Source organism: Nocardiopsis lucentensis DSM 44048 (genome assembly GCF_000341125.1).
GTDB classification, from domain to species: domain Bacteria; phylum Actinomycetota; class Actinomycetes; order Streptosporangiales; family Streptosporangiaceae; genus Nocardiopsis; species Nocardiopsis lucentensis.
Genome location: NZ_ANBC01000145.1, coordinates 1 through 11,093 on the forward strand (window position 1 = coordinate 1; position 11,093 = coordinate 11,093).

Here is an 11,093-nt window from a genome sequence, read left to right on the forward strand (position 1 = left end):
CGCCCTGGACCGCGACACCCGCCGACTCCTGCGCGCCGCCGCCGTCCTGGACACCCCCTCCAACGAGACCCACCTGGCGCGGGTGGCCGACCTGTCCCCGCACCGCGCCGAAAAGGCCCTGGCCCGCGCCTGCCGCCGCGGCCTACTGCACACCACCGACCCGACGACCCTGACCACCGCCACCCCCCTCCTGCGCCAGGTCTGCTACACCGCCCTGCCCCGCGACAAACGCCGTCGCCTGCACCGCGCCGCGCTGGCCGTGCTGTCCCAGACTCCCGACCCCGACCACGCCCGCCTGGCCCACCACGCCCGCGAGGCCGGACTCCTGGACGCCTGGACCAACCACGCCGAACACGCTGCCGACCTCGCCCTGGCCCAGGGGGAGGACACCACCGCCGTCACCCTGCTGCGCGACGCCCTGACCCGCCGGAGCCTGCCCCCGCGCCGCCGCTGCGAACTCACCCTCAAACTCGGCCGCGCCGCCCTGACCGGCATCAGCGCCGAACACACCATCGCCCTGCTACGCGACGTGCTCACCACCCCCGGCCTCAGTGCCGCCGAACGCGGCGAACTCCGCATGGAGCTGGGACTGCTCCTGCTCAACCAGGCCGCCCAGGGGCGCACCGCCCGCGGCGAACTCGTCCGCGCCACCGCCGAACTGTCCACCCGCCCCGACCTGGCCGCCCGCGCCATGTGCGCGCTCGCCGTGCCCCGAGACACCTCCGACTCGGTCGACACCCACCGCCGGTGGATGGAACAGGCCGTGGCCGCCGCCGACCGCAGCCGCGACCCCGCCGTCAGCCAGATCGTCGCGGTCAACCACGCCACCCTCCTGGCCCAGATCGGCGACCCCGACGCCTGGACGGTCACCCTGCCCGACCCCGGGACCGCCCACGCCCAGCCCACCCCCGAGACCCTGGCGCGCCGCCGCGAGTTCGCCCGCGGCTCCCTCAACCTCGCCGACGCCGCCGTCATGCTCGGCCACTACGACCGCGCCGACCACCACCTGGACGACGCCACCAGCTGGTCAGTGGCCGCCGACGCCCCCTACGTACACGAGAGCGCCCACACCCTGCGCCTGCTCCTGGACTGGGTGCGCGGCCGGTGGCCGGGGCTGGCCGAGGAGACCGAACGCAACCTGCGCTCCCCGCGCCTGGCCCACCTGCACTCGGTCACCGCCGAACTGACCGTCATCCGCGCGGGACTGGCCCTGGCCCAGGGCGACCCCGCCACCGCCCAGACCCACCTGGCCCGCGTCCGCCCCGGCCCCGAGGCCACCGCGCGCACCGCCCCCGACTACACCGTGCCCGTGCGCGCCCTGGCCGCCGGGCTCCTGGCCCGCCTGGCCACCGCCCAGGGCGACCCGGCCACCGCCTGGGAGCACGTCGACGACCTGGTCTCCCTGGTGGCCAGCAAGGGCATCTGGGTGTGGGCCGCCGAACTGGTACCCGGGATGGAAGCCCTGTTGGACACCGGCCGCGTCGCCGTCGCCCGGGACCTGTGCGCCCGCTTCAGCGCCGGGCTGCGCGGCGCCCACGCCCCCGCGGCCGAGGCCGCGCTGATCCGGTTCAAGGCCGCCATCGCCCACCACCGCGGCCACCACGACCGGGCCCTGCACCTGTACGGCGAGGCCGAGAACGCCTACCGGGCCATGGGACGGCCCTACGACGCCGCCCAGGCCCGCGAGTCCGCCGCCCACGCCCTGCTGTCCCAGACCGACGGCCACGACCGCGACCCCTCCTCGGGGGTGGGCGACCTGCGCTCGGCCCTGGCCGAGTACACCGAACTGGGCGCGGCCTGGGACGCCTCGCGGGTGCGCCGCGCCCTGCGGGCCCACGGTGTGGTCACCCCTCCCACCACCGGCCGCGGCCGCGGGGACCGGCGCCTGTCGCCGCGCGAGAGCGAGATCGCGACGCTGGCCGCCCAGGGGCGCACCAACCGGGAGATCGCGGCGCTGCTGCACCTGTCCCCGCGCACCGTGGAGACCCACGTGGCCAACGCGCTGGCCAAACTCGGCCTGCGCTCACGACGGGACCTGTCCGCCCCCTCCGACCCCTCCGCTACGTAGTCACCCGATCGCTTCTTAACTACGTAGTAGATACGTATTGTTCGGCCACGCCGAGCCACACACCATGACACATGGGTGGCCACCCGACCCACGCATCCCTGCATCCCTCCACGAAGGGTTCCCCCACATGCGCAAGATCGGTGCCGTGATCGCGGCCGCCGTGATGCTGCCGTTCCTGGCGGCGTCACCGGCCGCCGCCGAACCGGAGACCCCCGCGTTCCTGGATCTGTCCGATCCCACCGAACGCACCTACATCGTCGTCCTGGACGACAGCGCCAACCCCGAAGAGGTCGCCGACCGCAACGGCGACCGCCCCCAGGGCGTCTACGAACACGCCCTGACCGGCTACGCCGCCGAGATGACCGCGGCCGACGCCGCAGACCTGCTCGAGGACCCCGACGTCGCCTACGTCCAAGAGGACCAGGTCGTCGAGGCCTTCGAGCAGGAGACCCCCACCGGCATCTCCCGCACCTTCGCCCCCGACAACCCCAACCTGGACATCAACGGACAGCCCGACTACGTCCCCGACGTGGCCGTCGCCGTCCTGGACACCGGTGTCGACGGGTCCCACCCCGACCTCAACGTCGTCGACTCGGTGGACTGCACCAGCGGCTCCTGCGTGTCCAACACCGCCAGCGACGGCAACGGACACGGCACGCACGTCGCCGGCAGCATCGCCGCCATCGACAACAACGAGGGCGTCGTCGGCATGGCCCCCGGCGCCGACATCTGGAACGTCCAGGTCCTGACCTCGGGCGGCAGCGGCACCCTGGCCGGCATCACGGCGGGCGTGGACTACGTCACCGCCAACGCCGACCAGGTCGCCGTGGCCAACATGAGCCTGGGCTGCAACGGCTGTACCGACCAGGCCCTGAGCCAGGCCATCACCAACGCCGTCGACGCGGGTGTGGCCTGGGCCGTGGCCGCGGGCAACGACGGGGTCGACGGCCGCAACTTCTTCCCCGCCAACCACCCCGACGTGCTCACCGTCTCCTCCATGGCCGACTCCGACGGCCAGCCCGGCGGAAACGGCGGCACCCTGAGCTGCCGCCACGACTCCGACGACACCCTGTCGACCTTCTCCAACTACGGTGACGTCATCGACATCGCCGCCCCCGGCTCCTGCATCACCTCCACCTGGCCCGGCGGCGGCTACAACACCATCAGCGGCACCTCCATGGCCTCCCCGCACGCCGCGGGCGGCCTGGCCCTGCTGGCCACCGGCTCCGCCAAGCCCAGCGACCGCTCCGGCGTCATGGCCCTCTACCAGACCCTGACCGGCGCCGGCAACTACGACTGGAACGACACCTCCGGCGACGGCATCCAGGAGCCGCTCCTGGACGTGGGCGACCCCGACACCTTCCCCGGTGACGGCAGCACCACCCCGCCCGACGGCCCCGTGGCCGACATCTCCCAGTCCTGCGACGACGCCACCCTGACCTGCTCCTTCGACGGGTCCGGGTCGGCCGGGGAGATCACCGACTACGCGTGGGACTTCGGCGACGGCGCCACCGACAGCGGCGCCACCACCTCCCACACCTACGCCAGCGAGGGCACCTACACCGTCACGCTGACCGTCACCGACGACACCGGCGCCACCAACTCCGACACCGTCGAGGTGACGGTGGGCGCCCCCGACCACACCGCGCCGACCGCCGACTTCACCGGGTCCTGCTACACCTGGTGGTACTACTGCAGCCTGGACGGGTCCGGCTCCAGCGCCGGTGACGCCCCGATCGTCTCCTACAGCTGGGACTTCGGCGACGGCACCACCGGTACCGGCCAGACCACCTGGCACTTCTACGACGGTCCCGGCACCTACACCATCACTCTGACCGTCACCGACGAGACCGGTGCCACCGGCTCGACCACCAAGACGGTCACCCTGTCCTGATCCCCACCCCCCACCGGCGGCCCCTTCCCCACAGCGGGGGAGGGGCCGCCACCCCGTTCCCCCTCACGCGAACCCCGCCGGGCGCGCCCGCGTCAGACCACAACACACCCAGCGACCGCGGTCCACCCGCGCCCACCGTGAGGAAGACCCCCAGACCATGACCACACGAGCCCCCGCGGCCGCGGCCCTGGCGCTCAGCCTGCTGCTCACCTCCTGCGGCCTGGTCGAGAACCTGACCGGCGGCAACGACGCCACCCCCACCGCGGAACCCTCCCCCCAGACCGGTGCCGACCAACGGGAGCGCCCACGGCTCCCCTTCGTCCGCCAGGGACGCATGTCGATCGAGGGCGGCAACGACGTCACCTTCGAACTCACCATCACCAACCTGGAACACAACGGCGAGTACCTCATGCTGGAGGTGACCCACAACTACCTGGAGGACCTGCCCGGGACGGTCACCGGACGCAACCCGCCCGTACGCATGGTCGACCCCGTCTCCGGGGAGGTCCTGCGCTTCCTGCGCGACTCCGCCAACAACGACGAGCCCTACGGCACCCATTTCGTGCCCGGCGACCCCCACATGCCCACCCACGAGGGACTGCCCACCACCCTGCGCCGCTACCTGCCCGCCCCCACCCAGGACGCGCGGTACCTCACCCTGACCGGCGCCGGGGTCGGCCTCATCCCCGGCATCCCCATCACCCGCGTCGACGAGTTCACCCCCGCCCCCGAACCCAACGCCCACGACTACATCGACCCCGAGACCTTCGCCCAAGAACCCGAACTCCCCGACCAGATCTGGTACCCCGACAACCCACCACCCCCGGCCCTGGACACCTCCGGCGACCGCCACACCATGGAGAGCTTCGTGGACAACCCCACCGCCTCCACCACCCGCTCCGGCGACCAAGAGGTCATCGCCCTGCACGCCGACGAGATGTTCGCCTTCGACGCCTCCACACCCACCGCCGAGGCCGCCGAGACCATCCGCGCCTGCGCCCGGACCCTGCGCGCCAACATCGGCCCCCAGGGCGGGGAGATCACCATCGTCGGCCACACCGATGACCGCGGCCCATCCGCCTACAACCAGACCCTGTCACGCGAACGCGCCGAGGCCGCACGCGCCCTGCTGGAGGAGGAACTGGGCGCAGAGTTCACCTTCACCACCGAAGGACGCGGCAGCGCCGAACCGCTGGCCGCCGAGGGCGGGCCCGACGACGAGCAGGCCCGCGCCCGCAACCGCCGGGTGGAGTTCACCTACCAAGTGCCTCTGGACGCCGACGGCGCCGCCCCCACCCAGGACGGCCTGGCCTCGGCCCGCCGCCACGTCGCCGACCCGGCCCACTTCTTCGACGACCCCGAACCCGTCACCACCCTCATCCACAACGACGTGGACCTGCACGTCTACCCGATGGTGCGCGACGGCGCCTACCTGTTCCAGATGGTGGGCTTCCAAAACTCCACGCTCTCACCCCTGGAGGCGGACCTGGACGTGGACGAGTCGGTCATCCCCGGCAGCCCCGCCCAGTACACCGAGGGCACCCTGGGCGGCTTCCGCGTCCACAACCCCGACACCGGCCTGGTCCGGTACGTCATCCGTATCCGCACCGGCGACGGCGCCTATGAGGACTTCGCCGACCGGATCAACGAGCTGGCCACCGGAGAGCAGTACCTGGCCCTGGCGGTCTTTCCCGCCCCGGCTCCCGACGTCACCGAGATGACCCTGCACGCCGGGGCGTTCGGCGAGGTCGACGTGCCCATCCGCTGACACACGGGCCCCGCCCCCGAGCAGGGGAGCGGGGCCACACCGGCGGGCCCGGGCCCCCNNNNCCTCGGGCAGACCCCGCCCGCACCCGTCACACTCGGCGCGCCGCCGCACCGCGTAGGCGGCCGTGGCCACACCCAGCGCCGCACCCCACACGCCCATCAACGCGAACACCGTCGCGTGCACCGGCTCGGTGACGGGCGTGGCCCCCGCGGATCCGATCACCAACTGCACCACGGTGCTACGCCCCATCGCCACCAGGGCCACGGTCACCAAACTCGCGGGCACCACCGCCAGCGCGACCGGGACCCGCCGCCCGGCCAGCCCGACCGTCCACCGGGGGAACCGGACACCCCACCGCTGCACCAGACCCAGCATGAGCGCCGCGCCAACCACCCAGGGCACCACGGGCGCACGCGCCCCCTCTCCACGGGAGTGGACGGGTCGCACGATCGGGGGGTGGCCATGGCCCTGCTCCTTCACGAGGGGAACGGTTCTTCGACACCCCCACCCTCGCGCCCCGCGCCCCGGGCGACCTCCCCATCAAGGGTGAACCGCCTCCCTCCCGTGGGGGAGATCACCCAATCACGCATTTCTCACCTGCGATGACAGCACATCGAAACATCGCCGTCACAACCACCTGACGCCTGGGAAACACCCTCCGGGTTGCCTGAAACACGACCACCCCGCAGCCAGGAGGAGCCGAACACCCATGGAAGAACTCGTCGTCATCGGCAACGGCATGGTCGGCCACAGACTCATCGAGGCCCTGCGCGACCGCGACGGTGCCCACCACTGGCACACCACCGTCGTCGGCGAGGAACCCCGCACCGCCTACGACCGCGTCGCCCTGTCCTCCTACTTCGACGGCGCCACCGCCGAGGACCTGTCCCTGGGCGACCCCACCGGCCCCCACACCGACGTGCACGTCAGCGAACGCGCCACCGGCATCGACCGCGCCACCCGCACCGTCACCACCGCCTCCGGCCGCACCCTGCCCTACGACCGCCTCGTCCTGGCCACCGGATCCACCCCCTTCGTCCCCCCCATCCCAGGCCACGACCTGCCCGGCTGCCACGTCTACCGCACCATCGAGGACCTGGACGCCATCACCGACTCCGCCAAGAACGCCCGCACCGGCGTCGTCATCGGCGGCGGACTCCTCGGCCTGGAGGCAGCCAACGCCCTGCGCCTGCTCGGCCTGCAGGCACACGTGGTCGAACTCGCCCCCCACCTGATGCCCGCCCAGATCGACGAGGGCGCCGGAGCCCTCCTCAAGAACCTCGTCACCGACCTGGGCGTGAAGGTGCACACCGGCACCGCCACCACCGGCATCGAACCCGGAGACGACGGCCGCGCCGCCCGCCTCACCCTGTCCGACGGCGGCCACCTGGACACCGACCTGGTCGTCTTCTCCGTCGGCATCCGCCCCCGCGACGACCTGGCCCGCGCCTGCGGCCTGGACCTGGGCGAACGCGGCGGAATCGCCATCGACGACACCTGCACCACCAGCGACTCCCACATCATGGCCATCGGCGAGGCCGCCAACCACCGAGGCACCGTCTACGGACTCATCGCCCCCGGCAACGCCATGGCCGAGGTCGTCGCCGACCGGCTCGTGGGCGGCGACGCCACCTTCACCGGCGCCGACACCTCCACCAAACTCAAGCTCCTGGGCGTGGACGTGGCCAGCTTCGGCGACGCCCACGGCCGCGCCGAAGGCGCCCTCGACGTCGTCGTCAACGACGCCGCCAGCGGCCGCTACGCCAAACTCGTGGTCTCCGACGACGCCACCACCCTGCTCGGCGGCATCCTGGTCGGCGACGCCTCCGCCTACGCCACCCTGCGCCCCCTGGTCGGCTCCCCACTCCCCGGCGACCCGCTGGCCCTGATCACCCCCGACGGCGGCGCCGCCGTGGGCGCCGACGCCCTGCCCGACGACGCCCAGATCTGCTCCTGCAACGCCGTCACCAAGGGCACCATCTGCGACGCCATCCACTCCGGCTCCACCGACGTGCCCTCCCTGAAGGCCTGCACCCGCGCCGGAACCAGCTGCGGCTCGTGCGTGCCCATGCTCAAGCAGCTCCTGGACCAGGCCGGCATCGAACAGTCCAACGCCCTGTGCGAACACTTCACCCAGTCGCGCGCCGAACTGGTCGAGATCGTCCGCGCCACCGGCATCACCACGTTCTCCGCCCTCATCGAACGGCACGGCACCGGACGCGGCTGCGACATCTGCAAGCCCGCGATCGCCTCCATCCTCGCCTCCCTGGGCAACGGTCACATCCTCCAGGGCGAACAGGCCACCCTCCAGGACACCAACGACCGGTACCTGGCCAACATGCAGCGCAACGGCACCTACTCGGTCGTCCCGCGCATCCCCGGCGGCGAGATCACCCCCGACAAGCTCATCGTCATCGGCGAGGTCGCCCGCGACTTCAACCTCTACACCAAGATCACCGGCGGCCAGCGCATCGACCTGTTCGGCGCCCGCCTCGAACAACTGCCCGCGATCTGGTCCCGCCTGGTCCAGGCCGGATTCGAATCCGGCCACGCCTACGGCAAGGCCCTGCGCACCGTCAAGTCCTGCGTGGGCACCACCTGGTGCCGCTACGGCGTCCAGGACTCGGTCGGCATGGCCATCCGCCTGGAGGAGCGCTACCGGGGACTGCGCTCACCCCACAAGCTCAAGTCCGCCGTCTCCGGATGCGCCCGCGAGTGCGCCGAGGCCAGAGGCAAGGACTTCGGCGTCATCGCCACCGACAACGGCTGGGACCTGTACGTGGGCGGCAACGGCGGCTTCCCCCCCCGCCACGCCGAACTGCTCGCCTCCGACCTGGACGAGGACACCCTCATCCGCTACATCGACCGGTTCCTGATGTTCTACATCCGCACCGCCGACCGCCTCCAGCGCACCGCCCCCTGGATCGAGGCCATGGACGGCGGCCTGGACCACCTACGCGACGTCGTCGTCCACGACTCCCTGGGCATCGGCGCCGAACTGGAAGAGGCCATGGAACGCCACGTGGCGGGCTACTCCGACGAGTGGGCCGACGTCCTGGCCGACCCCGACAAGCTCTCCCGGTTCGTGTCCTTCGCCAACGCGCCCGACACCCCCGACCCCACCATCAGCTTCACCACCACCCGCGACCAGCCCGTCCCCGGCACGCCCCTCAACCTCGGCATGCCCACCCCCCGCCCGCAGGAGGCCACCAGATGAGCACCGCCACCCAGACCGAAACCTGGATCAACGCCTGCCCCGCCCACCGCCTGCACCCCGAGGACGGCGTCGCCGTCCTGCTGCCCGACGGACGCCAGGCCGCCCTGTTCCGCACCCACGACGACCACCTGTACGCCGTGGACAACATCGACCCCTACACCCAGGCCGCCGTGATGTCCCGCGGCATCGTCGGCGACCGCGACGGCCAGCCCACCGTCGCCTCACCCATGCTCAAGCACGTCTTCTCCCTGAGCACCGGACACAGCCTGGACGACCCCGACACCCGCCTGACCACCTGGCCCGTCCGCATCGACGGCGACACCGTCCAGATCCACACCAGCGCGACCGAGGGAACACCGTGACCACCCTGAACCGGGAGCAGCAGACGGCCCCGGCGCCGTCCGAGCACACCCCGCCCACTCCCGCCACCACCGCACCCCTGGCCGGGTTCACCGTCGCCGTCACCGCCGCCCGCCGCGCCGACGAACTCGCCGCCATGCTGCGCCGCAAGGGCGCCGAGGTCGTGGCCGCCCCGGCCCTGCGCATCGTCCCGCTCAGCGACGACCAACGCCTGGCCGCCGTCTCCACCGAACTCACCCGCCGCCCCGCCGACGTCGTCGTGGCCACCACCGGCATCGGCTTCCGCGGCTGGGTCGAGGCCTGCGAAACCTGGGGCATGGCCGAACCCCTCCTGTCCTCCATGCGCGCCTCACGCCTGCTCGCCCGCGGCCCCAAAGCCAAGGGCGCCATCCGCGCCGCCGGACTCACCGAGGAATGGTCGCCCCCTTCCGAATCCTCCGCCGAGGTCCTGGACTACCTGCTGTCCACCGGCGTCAAAGGGCTACGCGTGGCCATCCAACTCCACGGCGAACCCCTGCCCGACTTCACCGCCGCCCTACGCCTGGCCGGAGCCGACGTCGTCGAAGTCCCCGTCTACCGGTGGACCCAACCCGAAGACACCGCACCCCTGGACCGGCTCATCGAAGCCGTCACCAGCGGGGGAGTGGACGCCGTCACCTTCACCAGCGCCCCCGCCGCCGCCGGACTCCTGGCCCGCGCCCGCGCGAGCGGCCACGCCGACGCCCTCGTCTCGGCCCTGCGCGGCGACGTCCTGGCCATGTGCGTGGGCCCCGTCACCGCCCGCCCCCTCATGGCCCAGGACATCCCCACCGTCTGGCCCCACCGCGCCCGCATCGGCGCCCAGGTCCGCAAACTCACCGAGGAACTCCCCAACCGGTTCCCCACCCTGGACGTGGCCGGACACCGCCTACGCCTGCGCGGCCACGCCGTCCTGGTCGACGGCACCGTCCACACCCTCTCACCCACCCTCATGCGGCTCATGCGCGAACTCGCCCGCCGCCCCGGCCAGGTCCGCGACCGCACCCACCTGCTCACCTGCCTGGGCGAGGACGCCGACGCCCACGCCGTGGAAACGGCCGTGGCCCGCCTGCGCACCGCCCTGGGAGACGCCCGCATCATCCAAACCGTCGTCAAACGCGGCTACCGCCTGGCCCTGGACACCCCCGACTGCACACCCGCGCCATGAACCGACAGCCCGCCCTCATCCTCGCCGTCCACGGCACCCGCGACCCCCACGGCACCGCCGTGGCCCACTCCCTGGCCCTACGCGTGGAGGAGATCACCCGCCAACCCACCCACCTGGCCTTCGCCGACGTGCTCACCCCCACCGTCGGCGACGTCGCCGCCCGCCTCCCCGGACCCGTCGTGGTCGTACCCGCCTTCCTGGCCAGCGGCTACCACGTGCGCACCGACATCCCCCACCAACTCGCCAAAGCGGGCCGCGCCGACGCCGTGCTCACCCCCGCCCTGGGCGCCCACCCCGCCGTCGTGGCCACCGCCCACCGGCGCCTGACGGCCGCCGGACACCAGACCGGCGACGCCGTCGTCCTGGCCTGCGCCGGAACCTCCGACGAACGCGCCCGCGCCGAACTGCGCGACAGCGCCCACGCCCTGGCCCGACGCCTGGACACCCCCGTGTCCCTCGGCTACATCGCCACCGGAGGCCCCACCGTCACCGAACAGGTCACCCGCCTACGCGCCCAAGGCCACACACGCGTCGCCGTGGCCACCTGGCTGCTCGCCCCGGGCCTGTTCCACGACCGCCTCGCCGGCAGCGGAGCCGACG

General features: G+C 72.7%; 7 protein-coding genes and 1 pseudogene. 7 read left to right on the forward strand and 1 reads right to left on the reverse strand.

The features are described 5' to 3' along the window. The 3 genes from D471_RS0105035 to D471_RS0105045 form a co-directional block, all read left to right on the forward strand. The coding region (locus D471_RS0105035; protein WP_017597623.1) for a helix-turn-helix transcriptional regulator at positions 1–2,068 on the forward strand (2,068 nt) is incomplete at its 5' end. Positions 2,069–2,195: 127 nt separating this feature from the next. Next, positions 2,196–3,962, forward strand: a complete 1,767-nt coding sequence (locus D471_RS0105040) for a S8 family serine peptidase (RefSeq protein ID WP_017597624.1) — start codon at positions 2,196–2,198, stop codon at positions 3,960–3,962. Between the two features lie 157 nt (positions 3,963–4,119). Further along, entirely contained in the window at positions 4,120–5,730 is a 1,611-nt protein-coding gene (locus tag D471_RS0105045; protein WP_017597625.1) for an OmpA family protein, read from the forward strand. Between the two features lie 63 nt (positions 5,731–5,793). Here the strand turns inward: D471_RS0105045 and D471_RS41605 are convergent. Beyond that, positions 5,794–6,123: pseudogene (locus D471_RS41605) on the reverse strand (hypothetical protein); the annotation flags it as partial. Between the two features lie 316 nt (positions 6,124–6,439). Here D471_RS41605 and nirB point away from each other — a divergent pair. The 4 genes from nirB to D471_RS0105065 form a co-directional block, all read left to right on the forward strand. Next, positions 6,440–8,947 carry a nitrite reductase large subunit NirB gene (nirB, locus tag D471_RS0105050; RefSeq protein ID WP_017597626.1) on the forward strand — a complete coding sequence of 836 codons (2,508 nt, stop codon included), beginning with the start codon at positions 6,440–6,442 and terminating at the stop codon, positions 8,945–8,947. Beyond that, on the forward strand, positions 8,944–9,309 hold the full coding sequence (nirD, locus tag D471_RS0105055) for a nitrite reductase small subunit NirD (RefSeq protein WP_017597627.1): 366 nt from the start codon (positions 8,944–8,946) through the stop codon (positions 9,307–9,309). The genes nirB and nirD overlap by 4 nt, the downstream gene beginning before the upstream one ends. A gap of 5 nt (positions 9,310–9,314) precedes the next feature. After that, positions 9,315–10,493, forward strand: a complete 1,179-nt coding sequence (locus D471_RS0105060; RefSeq protein WP_026127421.1) for a uroporphyrinogen-III synthase — start codon at positions 9,315–9,317, stop codon at positions 10,491–10,493. Then, on the forward strand, positions 10,490–11,093 hold a 604-nt coding region (locus D471_RS0105065; RefSeq protein ID WP_017597629.1), incomplete at its 3' end, for a sirohydrochlorin chelatase. The genes D471_RS0105060 and D471_RS0105065, both read left to right, overlap by 4 nt.